This is a genomic window from Myroides odoratus (assembly GCF_965118575.1).
Lineage (GTDB): Bacteria > Bacteroidota > Bacteroidia > Flavobacteriales > Flavobacteriaceae > Flavobacterium > Flavobacterium odoratum_B.
In genome coordinates this window covers 1-21,614 of the sequence record NZ_CBCPHW010000024.1, presented here as the reverse complement: position 1 = coordinate 21,614, position 21,614 = coordinate 1, and the positions used below count along the sequence as shown (strand labels likewise).

The window sequence follows — 21,614 nt, the reverse complement described above, 5'->3', positions numbered from 1 at the left end:
ATTAAAATTTCGCAGTTAATCCAAATAGGAATGTTTTTGATGTTGGATAAGACGTATAATCAACGCCGATCGATTGATTTCCACCCGTTGCTTTATTCGAGTTAACCAAAGGATCATATCCTGAATAGCCCGATAGCGTCAGTAAGTTTTGTCCACTTACATAAAAGTTCATGCTTTTTAGCCATTTTAAATTTTTCAAAGGCACGGTATAACCTAAACGCACAGAATTCAAGCGAATAAAATCTGATTTCTCAATATATAAATTAGAGAATTGTGGCGGATTACTACTATTCGCTCCAGAATTAGCGTATTCCGTAGCTACATTTCGATCTGAAGCTAGGTTATTTATATTCAAGGCATTTAACATGGTATTATTCGCTAGGTATCCACCTGTTTGTCCGATAACAGAAAACGAAAAATCCCAGTTTTTATATTTCATATAGGAATTCACACCAAAAGTAAAATCAGGCATGGCACTTCCAGCAATCACGCGATCATCCATACTGATAATTCCATCGCCATTGACATCTCTATAAACATCTCTTCCTTTTTCATCATAGCCAATATGGTCTAAAGCATAAAAACTTCCTAGAGCATAGCCACTTTTGTAAATATTAGCCGTTACACCCGATTGACCTGGTCCAGAAATTGCACCCGATAAGATTTGAGATACGGGTAAATTCTTTATCGTATTGGATAAAAACGTTCCATTCACATCTAAGTTCCAAGTAAAATCCCCTTTGTCAATAAGCGAGGAGCCCAACATGAATTCCAATCCTTTGTTTACAATTTCACCATCAATATTTACCCAAACATCAGCCGTTGGGCTTAAAGATTTTGAAGGAATATTTAAAATAGCGTCTGTTGTTGTTTTATTAAAATAATCTAAAGTTCCATACAACTTATCATTCCATAAACTAAAATCAACACCCACATTAAACTGGGTAACTACCTCCCATTTCAAATTAGGATTAGGGGTTCTAGAAATCGTTATACCTGGTATTAATTCACCATCAGCATTGAGGTAGTAACCATCACTATAAGACTGAGAATAACTCGCTTGTGTGATTTTATTTCTCACCTCTTGATTTCCTGTTTGTCCCCAGCTTGCTCTTAGTTTCAAGTTATTGACAGCCTCTGAATTCATTAAAAAGTTTTCTCTATTGACATTCCACCCAAGGGCAAAAGAAGGGAAATAACCATATTTGTTATTTTCACCAAATCGCGTCGAACCATCCGCTCTTACAGAAGCTGTGAAAAGGTATTTTCCGTCATATGAATAGTTAAAACGACCAAAATACGACTGCAATTCATTTTCTTGACTATAGCCAGAGATGCCGTTAAATTTCCCTTTATATCCGGGATTATCCATCGGGGAAACCCCATCCTTGCGATCTGCAATTTCAATAAAATTGATTGTATTTCCTGTATTGTAGAAGTATTGATACGAAAAACCACCTAAAACATTAAATTGATGTTTATCAATTGAAAAATCGTAGGTTAGGTAGTGTTCTAATAAATAAGATTTACTTTCAACATTTGCTTGTGCATATTGACCACGCGGAGAACGGTCTGTAATATTGGGATAAATGGTTGTATTTCGCTCAGAATTACTCAAGTCATACCCAAAATTGAATTTATAATTTAAATTCGGTAGAATCTTATAGCCTAATTCTAGGTTGGCTAAGGTGCGTAAAGTTCGGGTTTCATCTTCATAAATATCCAATAAGTACGCCGGATTATAATGGGCATTCATATTGAAATTGGTATATTCCCCTTGCTTATCAAAAACACTCCAGGTTGGATTTGCCATTAAGGTGTGAATCATCAATTGTCCATCCGATCCCCCATCATCAGAAGTTGGCACTCCGTTTTCTTTTATTTCACTTGCTGTTAAATTAGCTTTAATTGTCAAGCGGTCATCAAAGAATTTTTCCTCCCCATTAAAACGCGCACTATTTCGATTGAAGTCGCTATTTTTAATAATTCCCTCTTGGTTCAAATTGGAGATAGAGGCAAAATAACTTCCTCCCGATTTGGAACGGGTTCCAAAAGACAAGCTATTATTTCGGGTAATAGCTGTTCGCAGAATCTCGTCTTGCCAATCCGTATTTCCGCCATGATCAAAGGCAGGTTCAGTAATTTTATTGCGGTATTCATCCGCAGATAAGACCTTTAATTTTTTGATAACACTAGAAAAACCCAACGAGCTATCAAAAGTTAAAGTAGGTTCTTGTGAAGTCCCCTTTTTAGTGGTAATAATCACAACCCCATTAGATCCTCTAGCGCCATAAATAGCCGCTGCAGAAGCATCTTTTAGCACAGTCATGGATTCAATATCACTGGCATTTAAAAAGTTCAACGGATTTTTAGCACTTGAGCTTCCAAATCCTACATTACTTCCTCCTGGAGATACCTTCTCATTAGATAAAGGCATACCATCCACGACAAATAAAGGAGTTGAACCACTTCGAATCGACCCTAAACCACGAATAGAAATATCTACTCCTGCACCTGGTTCACCACTAGTTTGAACCACGCGAACACCCGATACTTTTCCTTGTAAAAGCTGATCGGGAGAGATACTTACCCCGTCTTTGAACGTTGCAGCACTCAATTGTGAAATAGCACCTGTTAAATCGCTTTTGTGTTTATTTCCGTATCCAACTTCTACCACAAGCTCATCCAACATTTCTTGACTCTCTTTGACTACAACCTGTAGCGTGGTGGATGTAATTTTAGTTTCGTTTGTTTGATAGCCAATAAACTCAACAACCAAGGTTTCTCCGAGTTGCGCCTTTAGTTCAAACTCCCCATTTTCATTGGATTGAACCGCGCGTTGTGTTCCTTTAATATAAACAGTTGCAAAGGCAATTGGCGAACCTTGTTCGTCTACAATTTTTCCTTTAATTTTTCCTTCTTGTACGAAAGTTAGTCCCTCTTTTGTCAGTACTTCTGCTCCAGGTGTTGAATGGGCAAATACAGGTGTTGCACACAAGAGAATCATACAAGATCCTACAAATTTCCATTTAAAAAGGGTTTTAAATAAATGAAAATGAATTAAACGTCTTTTCATGATCTGGTTTTAATTTCAGTACTGCAAATGAATACATCCTATGTTATCTAAGGTTTATACAAACTTTATAATACCATAATTAAAACGTTATCAAATCCCCTTTACCCAAGCAAAGCATAACAATCTCATAATAAAACCCATAGTGCCCAGTTGCTTACAACCCTGTATTTTGGCCAAAATTTAAAACCATATGAAACAATTAATTTTCGCTCTTCTTTTTGGGGGCTGTCTAACGAGTTATGGACAGAACATCCCTTTACACAAAATACAAGTTATAGGTTCTCACAATAGTTATAAAAAGGCGATAGACAAAAACCTCTACCAACATCTATTGGAAAAAAATCCAGATATTCAAACGCTATATTATGAGCATCCTTCGATTGAGACGCAATTGAATTTAGGGTTAAGAAACTTAGAAATTGATATTTGGAAAGATCCTGAAGGCAACAAATACGCACATCCAACTGGAGCGGCCTTAACCGGAAAACCCTATGAATGGACTAAGGAAATGGCCCAACCAGGATATAAAATTTTTCACATGCCCAATATTGATTTTGAAACGCATCAACCCCTTTTCATCCAACAACTTCAAGCATTAAAAAAATGGTCTGAGGAAAATCCGCAACATGAAACGATCTTTATTACATTAGAATTAAAAGACGAAGAAAAAGATGCTTCTTCTAAATATACCAAACAAGATATTCAAGAAATCAATCAGATTCTTGCACAAGAACTAACGAGTAAACACTTGATTACTCCTAAAGAACTAAAGCGATCTCCTACTTTTATTCAATGGCCAACCATCGATGAAGCAAGAGGCAAATTCGTATGGATCATTGACAATACCGATTACCGTCTAACTTTATTTGATACTATTGAATTAGAAGACTTGGCTTTTTTTCTCAATGTTCCTTTTGCTCATCCAAAGGCGGGCTGTATGATTCTCAACAACCCTTATGACCCCCAGATTCCACGTTATGCCAATCAAGGCGTTATTATTCGAACGAGAGCCGATGATAGTACTAAACAGGCGAGAAGCAATGATTACTCAACTTTTGAGCAAGCGAAAAAATCAAAAGCTCAAATTATTACCACGGATTATTATATACCTAGTCAATTATTTCCTTCTACCTATAGGGTTATTTTTGCAGACCATACCTATGTGCGAATCCAAGACTAACTGCACTCAGCATCACATAAAGCTTTAATATAGAATCAAAAAAAGCAGTACTATTTAATTTTAGTACTGCTTTTTTGGTTTATTTAAACGGGTAATTTAAAACAAAATACCAATTACCCATCAATCTCAAGATAGTTTGTTGTTGTGCTATGCTCCATTATATCTACAAGTAAATCAACGAGTTGATCTAAAGGAGTTAAGGCTCCATGCATTAAATTCCATTCATGCCAAACTTGGTATACCTCCCTTCGGTCGGGGTCGATGGCAGCGATACCTATATTATTTCCATTGCGAACTAAATACAAATCAAAAAGGAGGGTCTTAAAATCTAATTTTTGGACCACTGTTCTATTTTTTGTCGACCAATTTGCTTTCATCTTTGGAGCAATATAGGCCTCTAAGCTAGTTCCTTGTTTGTATTTATCCCACTTTTTATCTGAAAAATCATGGTCGTAAAAACGATGTTCACTCAAGTATTTTAAATGACTTTTGGTTAATTCACGATAATTTTTCGCCTTAAAAAAATCTTGAAATTCACCCTTTTCCACCTCTTTCCGATAGAGAGCAAACAGCGAATCATAACCTGCTACTTCATCAAGTTCAACGGTTTTAATGGCCATGGTTTTGGCCTTAATTTCCACTATTTTATAAGCAGGAGGATACGCTGCCAAAGAGGGAACTTGTATATTCCAAAGTTGCTGCTCACCTTGTTTTTTAAATCCATGTTGATTGATGTGCATATGCCCTGCAAAATGCAAAGTCAAACCAGTTTGTAGCCATTGTTCTTGGGTTTCTTCTGTTGGAACGCGACTCAATTGAAATTTATCTTTACCCAAAAGCTTTTCTAAGGTCAAACGCTGTCCATTATTAAAATCTAAAATCGGATAATGTCCAAAAGCAATCAATCTCTTCCCGCGTTTTTTTGCTTCTACCACTACCTGTTCAATCCACTGAAGTAAATATTTTCGCTCTTCAATAAAATGGTAACCGTCACTCGTATTTTTAAACGTATCGGTTGCCACTTGTTTGTACATATTGCCATCAATAGCTAAGATCCACACCCCTTCGACAGGCTCCACTAAATACGTAAAATCGGGATATTGTATGCCGTTACTTTCATATTTTCGACGATTCATACTAAAATCTTGATTACTGGTATAAGATTCATAAGCCAAAGAATGAAATGGTGTGCTATAAAACAAATCTGTTTGATAGGGTTGTAATCCAAAATCTTTAATTAATGGAAACATAGTTTCATATCCGATTTCTTTCAACGGTGGATATAAGACATCTTCTTTTTTTTGCAGTAATTCTGAAGAAGAATACCCCCCGATAACCTGTCCGTCTTGGGTTACAAAATCAGGCTTTCCTCCTTCTCTATCAATTTGATTGACTGCTTCGTGATTGCCATTCGTTAAGAAGAAACGAAGCCCGTATTTGGTTTGAAATTCACTTAATAGCCTTTGGGTCGCTTTGATATTCAACTCCTGCCCATCATCGGTATAATCACCACTTATAAGAATCAGCTTCACTCCTTGTGCTACTAAGTCTATAAGTGCCTGTCTGAAGGCAAAGTAATTTTCATTAAACAAACGCGTAGAAGCCATTTGTCCTCGTAAAGACCTGACCAATTCATACCTATTTACTTGGGGATTATAAAAGGGTTTTAAGGCCTGGGTCTCTTCTTTGATGTAAATAGTATGCAAATGGGGATCGGACAAAACACCTATTTTCACTCCTTCTTGCGCCCATGAAACAGTGCCCCAAATCCAAAGAATAGCATATAATTTTTTCATCGTTTACAAAAAATAAGATTGAATTAGTATTCGCAAGGCTGCTGGCTGATCCGTATTTATAAAATCTACCTTTAACTCATAGAGCATTTTCCAAGCCTCTTCGGTGTCAGGCGTTGCCCAAAATCGAATCGGTTTATCCATTTGATGTGCCTTGGCAATGAGTCTTCTTATTTCTTCTTGTTCCTTTTCATCCATTTTCTCGTTGCCATTCCACGTAGAAATCGATTGAAAATTATAACTTATCAGCCCTATTTTCTCTTGCATCCCCACTTCAGTGGTTAAGATATCTTGTACTTGTAAATCGATCTGCACATACGCAGGTAAGTTCAAAAAATAAGACAAGACAGGTTTATTACCTGAAATTACAAAGGTGATCTTGTTTTTTGTAATAAGATCTTCATACTTTTCTAAAATAGGTAGTAACAGTACCATCGATTGCATGGCATCTCCTTTTAGATCGATTAAAAACTGAAGTCCTTGAGGGTTGCCAAATCTCATTTCAACCGCTTCTTGCAGTGGTTTCATATACAACCTTTCTAAGGTTCGCTCTACACTTACGTCTTCGAGGTCATGAGCTACAAACAAGGCCTTATCAACCAAAACTAAATCAATCTCGATAGAATTTACTTCTTGTGCATACGCATTCCAGAATGGAACATTTTGCGCGTAATCATTATGTGAATGAAGCTTTACTTCCTTGTTTTGTGCTTGCAAAACGGTACAACAAAAGAACCATCCTACTACAAAACTTATTTTTCTGCTGTCTCTACGTTTATTCTTATTCATATACTTCTTTTTATAACTAAACCCAATTCGGTTTTCCTGGGAATAAATGTATAAAGAATGCTTGCCTTAAACCTTAAGATACCAATAACTTAAAACAGCGTTAACTGTAAAGTAAAACTACAAGTGCTCAACCCAAACTTAGTTTACGCAAATTTAAAATGCGTTCTATTTCTTTTTTACAAAGTCTTCTTAAATCCCTGATTATCTCCTTCCATAAATCAGGTCTTTTTTGTATTTTTACTTTTTAATTCATTCCATCGTATGTCAACAGTAATTTTATCCGTAGAAGGTGTAAACATTTACCAAAACAAGCACCAAGTTTTATCTAATGTTAATCTAGAGGTAAAAAAAGGAGAATTCCTTTATATCATTGGTAAAACAGGATCAGGAAAAAGTAGTTTTATGAAAACGCTTTATGCAGATTTAGCTTTAACCGAAGGTGAAGCTACTATTGTCGACTATGATTTGAAGAAAGTAAAAGAAAAAGATATTCCTTACTTGCGTCGTTCCTTGGGAATTGTATTTCAAGATTTCAAATTATTACCTGATCGTTCGGTTTTCAACAACTTACACTTTGCTTTAAAAGCAACTGGATGGTCCGAACAAGAAGCGATTAACAGACGTATTGAAGAAGTATTGGAACGGGTAGGTATGCTGTCACATTTGCATAAAATGCCGCATCAACTTTCGGGTGGAGAACAACAGCGCATTGCCATTGCCCGTGCTTTATTAAATGACCCAGATTTAATTTTAGCGGATGAACCTACTGGAAATTTAGATCCACAAACGAGTTCTGAAGTAATGGAATTATTGTTAGAAATCAATAAAAATGGACGTACGATTATCATGGTAACGCATGATTATGCGTTATTACTGAAATACCCTGCTAAAACGCTAAAATGCGATAATGGTTCGCTTTTCGAAGTTGTACATCGTACTTCATAAAAAGAGATGTTATCTATTGCAATACCCGTATATAATTACCCTATTTTTCCTTTAGTAGCCCAGCTACATCGAGAAGCATCTGCCTTGAACCTAATTTTTGAAATATTGGTTTGCGATGATGCTTCAGAAAAAATAGTTGACAATACGAGTATTACAAAGTTGCCTTTTACTCGTTTTTTACAAAACAAAAGCAATCAACACATTGCCTATACGAGAAATAAATTATTGTATGAAGCGCAATATCCTTGGGTTCTTTTAGTAGATGCAGATACACTTCCTGTTTCAGAAAATTTCATTCAAACCTATGTGCAACAAATTACTTCTGGTTTATTTTTTCAAGGAGGATTTACCTATTTAGAACCGCTTGATCCCAAAAACATATCCCTGCGCCTAAAGTATGGGATTGAAATTGAACAACACAAACACCTTCATTCTTGCTGTAATCTCTTTTTTAATCAAAGGGAATTGCAACTCCAATTTGACGCATCAATTAAAACCTATGGATATGAAGATACTTTGTTCTTTTTACAGCTAAAAGATCGAAATATTGAGGTGCATCGCATCAACAATAAGGTGTATCACCTGAATACAGAAACGAGTGAAGCGTATCTTGAACGCAGCAGACAAGCGTGTTTTGAACTTGCTGTTTTAGTACAACAACAAAAGATAAAGAGTCAAGATATTCAATTAAGTCACTTTTATAGCCGACTCAATCGCTGGCATTTAACTCCTTTTATCTCTTGTATATCTTCACTTTTTGGTTCTGCTATTGAAAAAAAACTATTGAGTAAAAATCCTTCAATGGTGGCATTCAAACTCTTTAAACTAATGGCTTTTCATACGGCTAATCAAGCGATTCAAAAAAAGTAATCCACTGCTGTAAAACCAACGATTTATCATAGGCTTGAACTGCCTCTTTAGCTTGTTGACCTAATGATTTACACAGGGCTGGATGATTCATCAACAGCAAACTGCATGCTATCATTTTTTGTTGATTTTCGAAAGGAATGAGATACCCCGTATGACCGTCCTGAATTAAATCCGAAGGCCCATAAGGTACATCAAAAGCAAGAATTGGAATCTCTAAGGCCATTGCTTCTAAAAAAGCCATCGGCATACCTTCCATTTTAGAAGTATGAAGCATAAAAACACTGCTTTCTAATTCTTGATTTACCTCTTCTACTTCTCCTTTCCAAATTACTGAGGCATCCGTTGTTGTTTTTAATTTTTCTACATAGGCAGGCTCCCCTGAGCCACAAATAACCAACTGCCAATCGGGATTTACAACCTGAATTTGCTTCCAGATTTTCAAGAGGGTTTCATAATTCTTTTCAGGTACTAAACGCCCAATTGCAATAATTTTTTTTTCTTTATTGACACAGCTAATTGACTTCGTTTGATCGATTTCAATCCAATTGGGAATTACGCTAATATTTGCGTGTTTCCAATCTTTTTTAGTGCTCTCATTGAGAAGAATAAGCCCTGTAAAACGCGTACTCAAAAACAGCGTAATCCTATTCACTAAATTTCGTTTTAACTTGGACTGAATTGGAGTTAACAGAAAATTACGCGATCCATGCACTTCAAAATAAATTGGAATTGTTTTATTGAGGTAATAAGAGGCAAAGTAGCCTTTGATACCATTGTCAATAACAAAAATTACATCGGGTTTAAACTGCGCTACCACTTCGTTTTTTATAAAAGAATAATAGCGTTTCATTTTGGGGAATGTTCGAACAGATGCAGTGTAAAACACAAAATTCACCTGCGCATCGAAAGCATAAAAAGGCGTTTGTTTTTGCTCATTAGTACTGACAATTTGAACGCAATGTCCGCTTTGAACAAATGCCGCTGTTTTTTGACTTAGAATACGAGCAACACCACCACCACCTGTTATATTCGTAGCAATATACAGTATATTTAATTTTTTGAATTCCATACCTCTATGTATTGATTGGCTACTTTTTCGCAAGCGTGAACTTCTTGAACAAACGATTGAGCACGTTGACCTATGGCTGAAATAATGGGTTTATTTTCAATCAAATAACTCAATTTATCAACTAGATAATCTACATCAGGTTTGGCAGTTATACACACTTCGTCTTCTTGTAATTTATAGTGCTCCAAAAAGGCTGAGGAAGCCCCCGTAAAAACAACTTTCCCTCTTGCCATAGCTTCTAAAGCATTATATCCTTGATCTTTAGCAAATACTTGATCCAATACAATGTCTGCTTTTTGTTGAGCCAATTGATAGGCTTGATAGGACAATTGTTCTGCGCGAATTATCTCTATGTGATGCTTATATTTTGCTTCAATTCGCACTAAAGCTTCTTCAAAATAATTTATTCCTTTTTGGTAATAATTCCCGCGATTAATCCCCAAAAAGACACCCACTTTTTCGGTATTTTTCTCTAGGTAAGATTCGATGGAAGGAAGCATTACGGGATGAGGAATTAATCCTAAGTATTTAGGATGATGCATATTGGGGTTGACATAATCCATGTCACTGGCGATAATCCCTAAACAATGTTCTATAATTTTTTCTTGGGTTCGGATAACTCCCTTTTTCTGATAAATTTCTACGTATTCGTACTGCTTCTTTAAATGTGGGTTCGCAAATAAAGGAGACATAAGAGATAACTCCTCCTTGTGCTGCATTAGGTATTGAAGCCCAAATACATCAATTCCACAAGACAGCAAAAAGACCTTTTTATTTTGAGCGAATAAGCGCATCAAAATTCGCCTTTCCCAAAAAGATAGGGTTTGAATCGGACGATCATTAATCAGTTGTACTACATCAAAATCCCGCAGTTGCTTCAGGTATTTTTGCGCTTTACATCCTTTTTCTACTTCGGCTATATCCCATCGAAATACTTTGTGTATCGCTTTGCGAAAAAACAAGCCCCAACGGCTTGTCGTCCATTGCGGTCGAAGGGATACATCCACTTGGAAGTCTTTAAATTTATCTCCATCGCCAACTATAACTACTTCTTGTACATTAGGGTGTTGCAACAGTCCCTTTTTTAAGGCTGAATGTAATCCACTATAGTCTCCAATTAAAAGTATTCTCATTATATTAGCGGTGATTTGCTCAAATGTACGTTTATCTTTTTATGTCTCAAAAGAAAATAAAAATAGCGCTGCTTGGTGATACACTGGCAAATGGCGGTGCAGAACGCATTCACAGCACCTTGTCACTCTATTTTGAAGCCACTGGTTTTGAGGTTTACAACCTCATTAATTTGGATGTTATTACCTATCCTTATGGGGGCGTTTTATATAATTTGGGCGTCTTTAAATCACCTCATTTTTCGATTGGAAATAAGTTTAAACGCTTTCAACTTTTTCGCAAGTATATGCAAGTCAATGCCTTTGATTATGTGATTGATTTTAGAACGCGAACGAAACCCTTGACTGAAATTCTACTGCAGCATTTGGTTTTTGACAAAGGGTATATCCCCACAATTCACAGTTCCAATCTACCGTGGTATTTTACCAAGTCTACCTATATAGGTAAGCATTTATATCGCAAAGCACATTCAATTGTTAGCGTCAGTCAAGCGATTACAGATCAAGTTAAAGCCGTCTACCACTATAAAAATGTAGAAACCTTATATAATCCCATTGACCTCGAAGAAATTCAGCAACAAGCGAGTTTAGAGAATCCCTTTGCTCAACACCAATACATCGTAGCATGCGGACGAATGGATTCTACAATCAAACAATTTGATCGACTGATTGAAACCTATGCTCAAAGTCAATTGCCTCAAGCGAATATCCATTTAGTTATTTTAGGAGATGGCAAGTACAAAGTACAATTAGAGAAGCAGATTAAAGAGTTGCAATTAGAAAAAAAGGTACATCTACCTGGATTTTTAAGCCCTCCATTTGCTATTTTCAAAGGGGCTTTATTTTTTGTTCACAGTAGTCGATTGGAAGGTTTTCCCACAGTATTACTAGAGGCATTCGCCTGTGAGATCCCCGTTATTGCTTTTGATTGTCCAACAGGTCCAAGTGAAATTATTCAATCGAATTACAATGGATTGTTAATTGAAAATCAAAATTTTGAAGAATTAAAGATTGCTATGGAATATCTAGCCTTTGATGTGGAAAAACGCCAAAGACTGCAATCAAATACGTTAGCCACAGCACTGTCTTTTGACATTGCATCTATAGGAAAAAAATGGTTAGACTTGCTGTGTTAAAGCAACTGATTGTAGAAAAGTATCAAGGTCTCTAATATAATCGCTTTCATCGTAAACTCCTGAATTAACGGCTAAACAAACAGATCCTACATTAAAATTCTCAAGTACACTCCAAATACCCGATTGTAAGATTAATCCCTTGGTTGGACGATCTAAAAGAACTGTTTTTGTGTTTATTCCATCCTGTAGAGTAACTTCAAAGCTCCCATTAACCGCAAAAAGGACCGTTTTTTGTTCCTTGTGTGCATGGCCTCCTCTTGCTTTTCCATTGGGTACTCCATAAATAAAGAAGAAGCGTTTTATTTCAAATGGAATTATATCCTCCTGAACAACAGCAAGATTACCTCGATCATCTTTTATCTCAGGAACTTCAATTTCACAACAATCAAAAATACTATACTTATTCATCTATTCCTTTTGGTGTTTAAACTCAGAACGGCTAAAATACCAAGAAAAATAGACAACTAAAACACAACTGTAAATTATATAGGCAAAAGTATAGCCTAAAGTAGCTGCTTCGATTCCGAAATGGGGTATTAACAGGAAACTGAATCCATAGAAACAACTAAAAAAGAGGGTTTCACCTAGCAAGTAAGGTATTACCAAGCGCTCGGTATAAAATAACAAGCCGTAGATTAAGGTAGCTCCTTTGATAAAATCCCCAACTAATTGCCATTGCATAAAATCGGCCATGGGACTAAAGGTATCGTCTAATATAAGGGGGATGATCCAACCTCGGGTAAAATACACGAATACTAAGCCCAAAGCAAATAAAGGGAGTACCACTGTCACATACAAACGAATGATTTTTTTCTTTTCGCTGTAGGGGTTGACTTGGGCTAATTGAGGTAAAAAGTAGGTAAACGCCAAGGTGGTTATGAACAGCATATAAATACCCGATACCCGCTGAATACCTTCCCAAATTCCCGCCATTTCTACACCTGTGTTTTTCATTAGCAATTTGCGCACCCACAAGTAACACAAAGGGCTTACAACAGCTGAAAACAGAGCCATAACCGCATAGGAAAACAAGGGTTTGATTAAGTTAAAATCAAAAGGCAACCAGCGCAAGTGCAATTCTTGTTTCACCCAAAAAAGAGAGATAAAAAACAGAAGCACTGGGCTTGCAATCATAGCGAATAAAGCGCCACTTACACCATGCGTATAGACCAAGTAAAAAGTAAGCAATAAACCGGCTATATTTCCAATGATATTCAAGTAAATAACTTTTTTAAATTGGGCTAATCCTGTTAAAAAAGCAATCCAAATGCCATTTAATACTTGTAGAGGAAAAGTCAAGGCAAGTCCAATAAATAAACTGGGAATCGATAGAGCTCCCTCGAATAAATACAGATTTAGTTCCTTTCTGAAGAAAATAATTCCAAGTGAAACAACAAGCAATACTCCAAGCATAAATCGCAATAAAACATTGATAAATCGTTCAATTAGCACTTTATTTTCTCGATGTAAAGCGACATATTGTACAATTCCATTGGCAAATCCAAAAGAAGAAAAGGCTTCCATTGAAGCTAAGAGATTGCGGAGATTTCCCATATAAGCCATCCCAGCTGTGCCTACAAATAGCGCCAATAGCTTAGCAGAACACAAAGCAGTGACCAATCGCACAATAATACCTATTGTATTTAAAAAGGTAACGGCAGTGAATTCACTGTTTTTATATTTCTGCCAGCTTTTTTTTATCATTAATAGGCGTTTATGGCTTGAATTATATGGGTTACCTCTTCTTCTGTTAAGATGGGTGACATAGGTAAACTAACTACTTCTTGATGGATTAATTCAGTTACAGGCAACTGCAAATAACTAAATTCACTCAATGCAGGTTGTTGATGTGGGGCTATGGGATAATGAATTAACGTTTGTATGCCTTGGGCTAATAAATAGCGTTGGAAATCTTCTCGCTCTGCTACACGAACAACAAAAAGATGAAAGTTATGACCTGCATCTCCTAAAAGATGGGGTAAAATAATCTTGACATTTTTTATTTCACGCAAATAACGGTAAGCGACTTTTAATCGATTTTGATTATCTGCATCTAAATGGGGTAATTTTAAATTGAGTATAGCGGCTTGAATTTCGTCTAAGCGCGAATTAAATCCTTTGTATTTATTTTGGTATTTGATATGTGATCCATAGTTGCGAGTAGCGCGAATTACTTCAACTAAATCGAGGTGATTCGTTGTGATAGCTCCCCCATCCCCAAGGCATCCCAAGTTTTTACTCGGATAGAAACTAAAAGCTGCGGCATCGCCAAAAGCTCCTGCCTTACATCCTTTAAATGAAGTTCCATGCGCTTGCGCGGCATCTTCTATTAAAAGTAATCCACGCTCTTTACAGTACATTTTTATTTTATCCATTTCATATACTTGTCCGTAAAGGTGAACGACTAAAACTGCTTTTGTGGATGAAGTCATTGAATAGGTAATTCCACTTAAATCCATGGCATAGTTATCTAGATTCGGTTCTACCAAAATGGGGTTTAAACCACAGTCTAACAAAGCCAAAATCGTTGCGATATAGGTATTAGCAGGGACTAAAACATCATCTCCTACACTTAGTTTACCTAATTTAATATACCCGTCAAAAATCAATTTTATGGCATCTAAACCACTGCCAACTCCCACACAGAAAGAGGTTCCACAATAGGCTGCAAAATGTTCTTCAAAGCTGACTACTTCATTTCCAAGCATGTAGATTCCATCGTGAAGTATTTGCTTAATTTTGAGCAAATAGGCTTCTTCATAGGATTTATTAATCTGTTGTAAATCTAAGAATGCTATCATTTGGTTAAGAGAGTATGGATTAAATTATCTTCTAAATATACAGCAAAAATTGTTAGATGCAATGCGGTATAGAGAACGGAGAACAGGAGAAAATGAGCAACAGGAAAACGAGAGAAATGGAAGCTGAATCGAAAACGAATCAATCTCAAAAGTTGAGGAAAATAGGTAAAAGACGATTCTCTATCCCTTACCTACGAGGATGGTGTGGGATGTGATCCTTCGTTTCTTAGTGCTGACCTAGGGGGTGTATACGGCTGTCCGATTTTTCCTGTTTAGAGTAACCCAACTCTGTGCAATAGCCCCCAACGTTTATATGTGATCCTCGAAAACCATGATCTCACACTATGATCTCACTTTATGATCTCTATACAGTGAACGATGAACGGATAAGTACATAAAAAAAGCCCTACAATTAAGTAGGGCTTTCACTATATTAAGTAAGAATAATCTGATTTGACAAACGTTTTTATTTTACTCTATTAACGATAGCTGCGAAAGCTTCAGGGTGATTTGTAGCTAAATCTGCAAGAACTTTACGGTTCAATTCGATGTTACTAGCTTTTAATTTACCGATGAATTGAGAATAGCTTAATCCGTGTAATCTTGCACCAGCGTTGATACGCATAATCCAAAGAGAACGGAAATTTCTTTTCTTTTGTTTTCTGTCACGGTAAGCATAAACCATTGCTTTTTCTACCGCGTTTTTAGCTACTGTCCAAACGTTTTTACGTCTTCCAAAGTAACCTTTGGCTTGCTTCAAAATTCTTTTTCTTCTTGCTCTTGAAGCTACTGAGTTTACTGATCTTGCCATTTTTTACAAATGTTTTTTGTAGTGGGCGACTTTTTCAAGTTCTTCTAAAATACTAAGCACCACTCCAGGGTTATTAAATACTAATTTAACCGATCTATTTCTAGTTACCTAGAATTAGATTAATCTTAATTGACTTTTGATGCTGTGCTCATCTGCTTTAGATACTAAAGTAGAGTGAGTTAAAGCTAATTTACGCTTTTTCGATTTTTTAGTCAAGATGTGACTTTTGAATGCGTGTTTTCTTTTGATTCTCCCAGTACCAGTTAGCTTGAAACGCTTTTTAGCACTAGATTTAGTTTTCATTTTAGGCATTTTCTTCCTAGGTATTATGATTATCTTACTTAATTCTATTTTTATTCTTTAAAACTAAAGAATTATTTTGTCTTCTTTTTAGGAGCGATAAACATAGTCATACGCTTTCCTTCCAATATAGGCATAGACTCAACCTTTCCTAATTCTTCTAGGTCCTGCGCTAATCTCAATAATAAAATTTGTCCTTGATCTTTATAAATGATAGAACGACCTTTAAAGAATACGAATGCTTTTAATTTAGCTCCTTCTTTTAAGAACTTTTCAGCATTTTTTTTCTTAAACTCATAGTCATGCTCATCAGTTTGCGGACCAAAACGAATTTCTTTTACGACAATTTGCGTTGACTTAGCTTTCAACATCTTCTCGCGCTTCTTTTGCTCGTAAAGGAACTTTTTATAGTCAATTACTTTACAAACGGGCGGTTCTGCATTGGGAGAGATCTCCACTAAATCTAATTCTTGCTCTTCAGCTAAACGCAAAGCGTCTGCTAGTTTATATACACCCGTTTCGACGTTGTCTCCGACAAGTCGAACTTCAGGAACACGGATTGCGTTGTTTACTCGGTGCAAATCCTTCTTCTCTTCGCGAGGCCTAAATCCCCCTCTTTGTCTTACTGCTATGGCTTTAAAAATTTAAATGCTTGGTTCTACAAGCGCGTTATACATCTATTTTTATTCTCCGAATTGTTTCATTGAGGCATTCACTTCTTGTTGAACAAGAGCTATGAATTCTTCAATTTTCATCGTTTGATTTGTTTTTCCAGAATCTCCGTGTTTACGAACAGAAACCGTACCATTTTTCTCTTCTTCCTCACCTACAATCAGCATATAAGGGAATTTTTGTACTTCTGCTTCACGGATTTTCTTACCGATCGTCTCATTTCTATTATCAACGACCGCGCGAATTTCGTCATTTTCTAGCAAATCTAAAACTTTTTTCGCATATTTTTCATACTTCTCACTCAAAGACAGTATAATAGCTTGTTCTGGCATCAACCAAAGGGGGAAATTCCCTCCTGTATGTTCTAATAAAATGGCGATAAAACGCTCCATCGATCCAAAAGGTGCTCTGTGGATCATTACAGGTCTATGCAACTCATTATCAGAACCTTTATAGGTTAATTCAAAACGCTCCGGTAGGTTGTAATCCACCTGAATTGTTCCAAGCTGCCAGCTTCTACCTAAAGCATCTTTCACCATAAAGTCTAATTTTGGTCCGTAGAAAGCAGCTTCCCCGCTTTCAATCACAAAATTTAGTTCTTTATCTTTTGCTGCATTTATAATCGCTTGTTCTGCTTTTTCCCAGTTTTCAACGGATCCGATATACTTATCTGGATTGCTTAAATCGCGAACCGATACTTGCGCAGTAAAGTTCTCAAATCCTAAAGATCCAAAAACATACAAGACCAAATCAATTACTTTTTTGAATTCTTCATCCAATTGGTCTGGTGTACAGAAAATATGAGCATCATCTTGTGTAAATCCACGTACACGGGTTAATCCGTGTAACTCTCCAGATTGCTCATAACGATAAACCGTTCCAAATTCTGCAAAACGCTTTGGCAAATCTTTGTAAGACCAAGGTCTAGCATTATATATTTCACAGTGATGCGGGCAGTTCATTGGTTTTAACAAGAACTCCTCTCCTTCTACTGGTGTTTTAATTGGCTGGAAACTATCTGCTCCATATTTTGCGTAGTGACCTGACGTAACGTACAATTCTTTTTGTCCGATATGTGGAGTTACCACCTGTTCGTAGCCTGCTTTTTTCTGTGCTTTACGCAAGAAGTACTCCAAGCGATCTCTCAAAGCAGCTCCTTTCGGCAACCACAATGGCAATCCTTGTCCTACTTTTTGAGAAAAAGTAAATAAGTCAAGCTCTTTTCCTAATTTACGGTGATCGCGTTTTTTCGCTTCTTCCAATAAAGTTAAGTAATCGGTTAAATCCTTTTGTTTAGGAAAAGAAATACCATACACGCGGGTTAGCTGTTTGTTTTTCTCATTTCCTCTCCAATACGCACCTGCAATAGATAATATTTTGAACGCTTTGATAATTCCTGTATTTGGAATATGTCCTCCGCGACATAAATCGGTAAACGTATCGTGATCACAGAATGTAATTGTCCCATCTTCTAGGTTTTCAATCAACTCTACTTTGTATGGATTTTCCTCTTTTTTATACATTGCTAAAGCTTCAGCTTTAGTAGCGGAACGCATCGAAAATTCATGCTTTCCTCTTGCTATTTCTAAAAACTTATCTTCAATTCTTTTAAAATCAGCATCTGTAACTTTGTGATCCATGAAATCTACATCATAGTAAAAACCATTTTCGATAGCTGGACCAATAGTCAACTTAATGCCTGGGAATAAATCTAATAAGGCTTGTGCCATAACGTGAGAAGAAGAATGCCAAAATGCTTTTTTCCCCTCTGCATCATTCCATGAATGTAAAACTAAACTACCGTCTGTGGTCAAAGCAGTGGTGGTTTCGATGGTGGTACCATTGAAGGTGGCAGAAATAATATTTCTAGCTAAACCTTCACTTATACTTTTAGCAACATCGAAAGGAGTTACCCCTGAGGCAAACTCTTTCACTGAACCGTCTGGTAATGTAATTTTTATCATAATTATTTTTAAAAAATGAGTTGCAAAGATACGGTTTTTAGTGCATAATAACAATAGATTTTATTCGCTTTCCTTGCTTTTCTACTGAAAAAATGTATTTACGCCTACTTTGTTTTTAAACGCTTTGTTTTTTCCATCTGTTGAATGATTTCTCCGCGGTAACTATTTCCCCAATTAGCCAAGGCTTGAATAACGGGAGCTAGCGTTTTTCCGAATGGTGAAATCCCATATTCTACGGCAACTATTGCGCCATCAACCTCGGTTCGATAAATCAACTGATTGAACTCTAAATCTTTTAATTCTTTGCTGAGCACCTTAGCAGAAATAGCTCCTAGTGCTCTTTGAAGTTCCATAAAACGCAATTTGTCGTGTAATAAAAGTGTACCTATTATATGCAGTTTCCACTTCCCACTCAAAATAGACATGCTGTCTTTTATTCCCATTACGTTGGTTTTGCATCGTGCAAGTTGTTCTTCCATGGATTTTTAAAATTGCGCCCTAGATAAAGATACGACAATATAACCGTATCCTTTTTTATCTTCCTAATTAAACCAAAAAAAATGACCTTTTCTCTAAAGGATAGCACCCGAAAAACGGATGCGATTCTTTTTCACTTACTGCGCAAAGTATTTCAGAACCTGTTCTTCTAACAGTCGCTTTTATTTTCTGCTTTCAGTACGCCTATCAATTTCACTTTGGGCCTTCCAGACCTAATGATGAACACCCCCCCTGATCCAACGTGTATTTCTGTTTGATCTTCCTCGAATCAACGCCCAATCTAGATGGGGTAAAAGCCCTTTTTCCGAACCCGACTCGACCCTGACTCGAACTTGATTCAAACAAGATTAAAATCAATCCATTGCAACGGTTCGCATTGAAGGCTAAAAAGCGAAAACCCACGTGCTTATCTCAACCAAAACAACTCCTTGTTTCGTTTCTACTCTTCTGAGAAAATATACCGAATGAAAAGCATTTATCCTGTAAAGGATGCGCAACGAAATTCTCTCCTTGCTTACCTTCACTTGCCTTTAAGTCCCTCTAGTGGTTACCCATTAGAAACTAGTTTCATCAGGGTAACTCCAAGGGTTTCTCCCCCACAGAAGGTGTAATTTTACCAAACAAACGAAAACATAACTAAAAATGAATAAATCAAAACTAGTTTATTGGATATCAACAGGATTATTTAGTGCGTTTATGTTATTTAGCGCCTATGGTTATTTTACCGATCCGACTTTTAAAGAAGCTTTTACCTATTTGGGCTATCCCGATTATTTCCGCATCGAATTGGCTATTGCCAAAATATTGGGCACTCTTGTTTTACTTTTCCCTTTTTTACCGCGCGTGCTGAAAGGATTTGCCTATGCTGGTTTTACTATTAACTTAGTAGGTGCTACCGTGGCGCATTTAGCTAAAGGGGAAGGAATCAGTTCACTTACGCTTATTTTTATAGCGGCTCTGTTAGTAGGAATTTCCTACTTTTATCAACCTAAAAAAACAGTTTAACGAGATCCAACAAAGTAATCTTTTAGGCAAGGTTTCAAAAATTATAACAAAAAGTGTACTTTCGCAGTGTATTTTTACAACGCAACAACACACATTTTATGTACAAAAGTATTCTCAAACCGTTTTTCTTTTCTTTGGATCCAGAAAAGGCGCATCACCTCACCTTTAATACGCTCAAGTTTATCAATAAAATTCCGGGCGTATCTTCCATTATTCGCTCCACTTTTCAAGTGAATGACAAGCGATTAGAGCGTGAAGTATTTGGCTTAAAATTTAAGAATCCCGTGGGATTAGCGGCTGGTTTGGATAAAGACGCTAACTTGTATCAGGAGCTTGAAAACTTCGGTTTTGGGTTTATTGAAATTGGAACTATTACCCCTAAAGCCCAAGAGGGCAATCCGAAAAAGCGCTTATTTCGCTTAGTCGAAGATCATGCCTTAATTAATCGCATGGGCTTCAACAATGGTGGAATTGAGCAAGCTATTGAGCGCTTAAAGAAAAATAAAGGTACATTAATTGGTGGAAATATAGGTAAAAACAAGGTAACCCCGAACGAACAAGCAGCTGATGATTACGCAATTTGCTTTGAAGCGCTATTTCCTTATGTGGATTATTTTGTTGTTAATGTGAGTTCACCGAATACACCCAATTTACGTGCATTGCAAGATAAAGAACCTTTAACGGCTTTATTAAATGCGCTACAACTCAAGAACAGCAGCAAACCCAAAAGCAAGCCTATTCTCTTAAAAATCGCACCCGATTTAACGGATAGTCAATTGTTGGATATTATCGATATTGTGTCGGATACGAAAATTGCAGGGGTTATTGCTACGAATACCACGCTTAGTCGTGAGGGTTTACAATCGGATAAAAAAGTAGAAACAGGTGGCCTAAGTGGCAAACCGCTCACGAATCGCAGTACTGAGGTAATTCGCTTTTTAGCGGATAAAAGCAATCGCGCTTTTCCTATCATCGGTGTGGGTGGAATCCATTCGCCAGCAGATGCAATTGAAAAATTAGAAGCCGGTGCTTCTCTGATTCAGTTGTATACGGGGTTTATTTATGAAGGACCCGCTTTGGTTAAAGCGATAAACAAACAAATACTAGAACACTATAGTTAACAAAAAATCCGCTGCTTAGCGGATTTTTTTGTGCTTGTTCTTTATGTCTCTTCTTCCCTCCTCACCTACTTATTTGAAGTATAACGAGTGAAAAATTATTTTCTACAAAAAGTAAATCTCTCACTTCAAATTAGTTAGATTTACAATTCAAAAAAAATAGTCTTTTTAAGTGAAAAATATTTGTCAAAGTCAGTAAATGCGCTATATTTGCACTCGCAATACGGAAGTAAAGCAGACCACTGGAGAAATGGCAGAGTGGTCGATTGCGGCAGTCTTGAAAACTGTTGACTGTAACAGGTCCGGGGGTTCGAATCCCTCTTTCTCCGCAAAATTATAAATAGTAACTTTTTAAAAGTTATTAAAAAAGAACAAAACCTATGATTCACAATGAGTTATAGGTTTTTTCTTTTTTTACGGGTATCGCATTCTTTTTAAAAGTGCACCTAAAAATATT

The 21,614-nt window shown here is 36.6% G+C and carries 19 protein-coding genes and 1 tRNA gene; 7 read left to right on the top strand and 13 right to left on the bottom strand.

The window, feature by feature from the left end; genetic code table 11:
• Position 1: 1 nt before the first annotated feature.
• Positions 2–3,076 (bottom strand): SusC/RagA family TonB-linked outer membrane protein, encoded by a 3,075-nt coding sequence (locus ACMHJ2_RS16035; RefSeq protein ID WP_413513876.1) that lies wholly within the window; start codon positions 3,074–3,076, stop codon positions 2–4.
• 190 nt (positions 3,077–3,266) lie between these two features.
• Here ACMHJ2_RS16035 and ACMHJ2_RS16030 point away from each other — a divergent pair, with 190 nt between their 5' ends.
• Complete coding sequence (locus ACMHJ2_RS16030) at positions 3,267–4,256, top strand: Ca2+-dependent phosphoinositide-specific phospholipase C (protein WP_413513875.1); 990 nt, start codon at positions 3,267–3,269, stop codon at positions 4,254–4,256.
• Between the two features lie 113 nt (positions 4,257–4,369).
• Here the strand turns inward: ACMHJ2_RS16030 and ACMHJ2_RS16025 are convergent, their stop codons facing one another.
• Both ACMHJ2_RS16025 and ACMHJ2_RS16020 read right to left on the bottom strand, forming a co-directional pair.
• Positions 4,370–6,052, bottom strand: a complete 1,683-nt coding sequence (locus ACMHJ2_RS16025) for a metallophosphoesterase (protein ID WP_413513874.1) — start codon at positions 6,050–6,052, stop codon at positions 4,370–4,372.
• A 3-nt stretch (positions 6,053–6,055) separates the two neighbouring features.
• Entirely contained in the window at positions 6,056–6,838 is a 783-nt protein-coding gene (locus tag ACMHJ2_RS16020) for a hypothetical protein (RefSeq protein WP_413513873.1), read from the bottom strand.
• 261 nt (positions 6,839–7,099) lie between these two features.
• Here ACMHJ2_RS16020 and ACMHJ2_RS16015 point away from each other — a divergent pair, with 261 nt between their 5' ends.
• Both ACMHJ2_RS16015 and ACMHJ2_RS16010 read left to right on the top strand, forming a co-directional pair.
• Positions 7,100–7,783: a cell division ATP-binding protein FtsE gene (locus tag ACMHJ2_RS16015; RefSeq protein WP_413513872.1), complete on the top strand. Its 684-nt coding sequence runs from the start codon at positions 7,100–7,102 to the stop codon at positions 7,781–7,783.
• A 6-nt stretch (positions 7,784–7,789) separates the two neighbouring features.
• A complete protein-coding gene (locus ACMHJ2_RS16010) occupies positions 7,790–8,653 on the top strand; it encodes a glycosyltransferase family 2 protein (RefSeq protein ID WP_413513871.1) in 864 nt (287 codons plus the stop codon).
• On the opposite strand, the gene ACMHJ2_RS16005 is transcribed toward ACMHJ2_RS16010, so the two are convergent.
• Together ACMHJ2_RS16005 and ACMHJ2_RS16000 are read right to left on the bottom strand one after the other, a co-directional pair.
• Positions 8,628–9,722: a glycosyltransferase gene (locus ACMHJ2_RS16005; protein ID WP_413513870.1), complete on the bottom strand. Its 1,095-nt coding sequence runs from the start codon at positions 9,720–9,722 to the stop codon at positions 8,628–8,630. The two genes, ACMHJ2_RS16010 and ACMHJ2_RS16005, sit on opposite strands and share 26 nt — an antisense overlap.
• Positions 9,704–10,855, bottom strand: a complete 1,152-nt coding sequence (locus tag ACMHJ2_RS16000; protein WP_413513869.1) for a glycosyltransferase — start codon at positions 10,853–10,855, stop codon at positions 9,704–9,706. Before ACMHJ2_RS16000 ends, ACMHJ2_RS16005 begins: the two co-directional genes overlap by 19 nt.
• Positions 10,856–10,896: 41 nt before the next feature.
• Between ACMHJ2_RS16000 and ACMHJ2_RS15995 the strand changes: the two genes are divergently transcribed.
• Positions 10,897–11,988, top strand: a complete 1,092-nt coding sequence (locus ACMHJ2_RS15995; RefSeq protein WP_413513868.1) for a glycosyltransferase — start codon at positions 10,897–10,899, stop codon at positions 11,986–11,988.
• On the opposite strand, the gene ACMHJ2_RS15990 is transcribed toward ACMHJ2_RS15995, so the two are convergent.
• The 8 genes from ACMHJ2_RS15990 to ACMHJ2_RS15955 all read right to left on the bottom strand — a co-directional run bounded on the left by ACMHJ2_RS15990 (position 11,971) and on the right by ACMHJ2_RS15955 (position 19,015).
• On the bottom strand, positions 11,971–12,396 hold the full coding sequence (locus ACMHJ2_RS15990) for a sugar 3,4-ketoisomerase (RefSeq protein WP_413513867.1): 426 nt from the start codon (positions 12,394–12,396) through the stop codon (positions 11,971–11,973). The two genes, ACMHJ2_RS15995 and ACMHJ2_RS15990, sit on opposite strands and share 18 nt — an antisense overlap.
• A complete protein-coding gene (locus tag ACMHJ2_RS15985; RefSeq protein WP_413513866.1) occupies positions 12,397–13,692 on the bottom strand; it encodes an O-antigen translocase in 1,296 nt (431 codons plus the stop codon). It lies immediately after the preceding gene.
• On the bottom strand, positions 13,692–14,789 hold the full coding sequence (locus ACMHJ2_RS15980) for a DegT/DnrJ/EryC1/StrS family aminotransferase (RefSeq protein ID WP_413513865.1): 1,098 nt from the start codon (positions 14,787–14,789) through the stop codon (positions 13,692–13,694). The genes ACMHJ2_RS15985 and ACMHJ2_RS15980 overlap by 1 nt, the downstream gene beginning before the upstream one ends.
• Positions 14,790–15,255: 466 nt before the next feature.
• Positions 15,256–15,600, bottom strand: coding sequence for a 50S ribosomal protein L20 (gene rplT / locus ACMHJ2_RS15975; protein WP_413513864.1), 345 nt, complete (start codon positions 15,598–15,600; stop codon positions 15,256–15,258).
• Between the two features lie 114 nt (positions 15,601–15,714).
• Positions 15,715–15,912, bottom strand: a complete 198-nt coding sequence (gene rpmI / locus ACMHJ2_RS15970) for a 50S ribosomal protein L35 (protein ID WP_413513863.1) — start codon at positions 15,910–15,912, stop codon at positions 15,715–15,717.
• A gap of 62 nt (positions 15,913–15,974) precedes the next feature.
• Positions 15,975–16,481 (bottom strand): translation initiation factor IF-3, encoded by a 507-nt coding sequence (gene infC, locus ACMHJ2_RS15965; RefSeq protein WP_413513862.1) that lies wholly within the window; start codon positions 16,479–16,481, stop codon positions 15,975–15,977.
• Between the two features lie 102 nt (positions 16,482–16,583).
• The gene (gene thrS / locus ACMHJ2_RS15960) at positions 16,584–18,536 is read right to left on the bottom strand and encodes a threonine--tRNA ligase (protein ID WP_413513861.1); all 1,953 of its coding nucleotides are present in this window, start codon (positions 18,534–18,536) and stop codon (positions 16,584–16,586) included.
• Between the two features lie 104 nt (positions 18,537–18,640).
• The gene (locus tag ACMHJ2_RS15955) at positions 18,641–19,015 is read right to left on the bottom strand and encodes a winged helix-turn-helix transcriptional regulator (protein WP_413513860.1); all 375 of its coding nucleotides are present in this window, start codon (positions 19,013–19,015) and stop codon (positions 18,641–18,643) included.
• A gap of 661 nt (positions 19,016–19,676) precedes the next feature.
• Here ACMHJ2_RS15955 and ACMHJ2_RS15950 point away from each other — a divergent pair.
• The 3 genes from ACMHJ2_RS15950 (at position 19,677) to ACMHJ2_RS15940 (ending at position 21,486) form a co-directional block, all read left to right on the top strand.
• On the top strand, positions 19,677–20,039 hold the full coding sequence (locus ACMHJ2_RS15950; protein WP_413513859.1) for a DoxX family protein: 363 nt from the start codon (positions 19,677–19,679) through the stop codon (positions 20,037–20,039).
• Between the two features lie 98 nt (positions 20,040–20,137).
• Positions 20,138–21,160 (top strand): quinone-dependent dihydroorotate dehydrogenase, encoded by a 1,023-nt coding sequence (locus tag ACMHJ2_RS15945; RefSeq protein ID WP_413513858.1) that lies wholly within the window; start codon positions 20,138–20,140, stop codon positions 21,158–21,160.
• A 241-nt stretch (positions 21,161–21,401) separates the two neighbouring features.
• Positions 21,402–21,486 (top strand) — tRNA-Ser (locus ACMHJ2_RS15940).
• Positions 21,487–21,614 lie beyond the last annotated feature (128 nt).

Bases quoted from the DNA above. Each gene is read 5' to 3' on its own strand.
- ACMHJ2_RS15955 (WP_413513860.1), bottom strand. From the start codon at position 19,015: ATGGAAGAACAACTTGCACGATGCAAAACCAACGTAATGGGAATAAAA.
- ACMHJ2_RS16020 (WP_413513873.1), bottom strand. From the start codon at position 6,838: ATGAATAAGAATAAACGTAGAGACAGCAGAAAAATAAGTTTTGTAGTA.
- ACMHJ2_RS15985 (WP_413513866.1), bottom strand. From the start codon at position 13,692: ATGATAAAAAAAAGCTGGCAGAAATATAAAAACAGTGAATTCACTGCC.
- ACMHJ2_RS16000 (WP_413513869.1), bottom strand. From the start codon at position 10,855: ATGAGAATACTTTTAATTGGAGACTATAGTGGATTACATTCAGCCTTA.
- thrS (WP_413513861.1), bottom strand. From the start codon at position 18,536: ATGATAAAAATTACATTACCAGACGGTTCAGTGAAAGAGTTTGCCTCA.
- ACMHJ2_RS16030 (WP_413513875.1), top strand. From the start codon at position 3,267: ATGAAACAATTAATTTTCGCTCTTCTTTTTGGGGGCTGTCTAACGAGT.
- ACMHJ2_RS16005 (WP_413513870.1), bottom strand. From the start codon at position 9,722: ATGGAATTCAAAAAATTAAATATACTGTATATTGCTACGAATATAACA.
- ACMHJ2_RS16015 (WP_413513872.1), top strand. From the start codon at position 7,100: ATGTCAACAGTAATTTTATCCGTAGAAGGTGTAAACATTTACCAAAAC.
- rplT (WP_413513864.1), bottom strand. From the start codon at position 15,600: ATGGCAAGATCAGTAAACTCAGTAGCTTCAAGAGCAAGAAGAAAAAGA.
- ACMHJ2_RS16035 (WP_413513876.1), bottom strand. From the start codon at position 3,076: ATGAAAAGACGTTTAATTCATTTTCATTTATTTAAAACCCTTTTTAAA.
- ACMHJ2_RS15990 (WP_413513867.1), bottom strand. From the start codon at position 12,396: ATGAATAAGTATAGTATTTTTGATTGTTGTGAAATTGAAGTTCCTGAG.
- ACMHJ2_RS15945 (WP_413513858.1), top strand. From the start codon at position 20,138: ATGTACAAAAGTATTCTCAAACCGTTTTTCTTTTCTTTGGATCCAGAA.
- ACMHJ2_RS15995 (WP_413513868.1), top strand. From the start codon at position 10,897: ATGTCTCAAAAGAAAATAAAAATAGCGCTGCTTGGTGATACACTGGCA.
- rpmI (WP_413513863.1), bottom strand. From the start codon at position 15,912: ATGCCTAAAATGAAAACTAAATCTAGTGCTAAAAAGCGTTTCAAGCTA.
- ACMHJ2_RS16010 (WP_413513871.1), top strand. From the start codon at position 7,790: ATGTTATCTATTGCAATACCCGTATATAATTACCCTATTTTTCCTTTA.
- ACMHJ2_RS15950 (WP_413513859.1), top strand. From the start codon at position 19,677: ATGAATAAATCAAAACTAGTTTATTGGATATCAACAGGATTATTTAGT.
- ACMHJ2_RS16025 (WP_413513874.1), bottom strand. From the start codon at position 6,052: ATGAAAAAATTATATGCTATTCTTTGGATTTGGGGCACTGTTTCATGG.
- ACMHJ2_RS15980 (WP_413513865.1), bottom strand. From the start codon at position 14,789: ATGATAGCATTCTTAGATTTACAACAGATTAATAAATCCTATGAAGAA.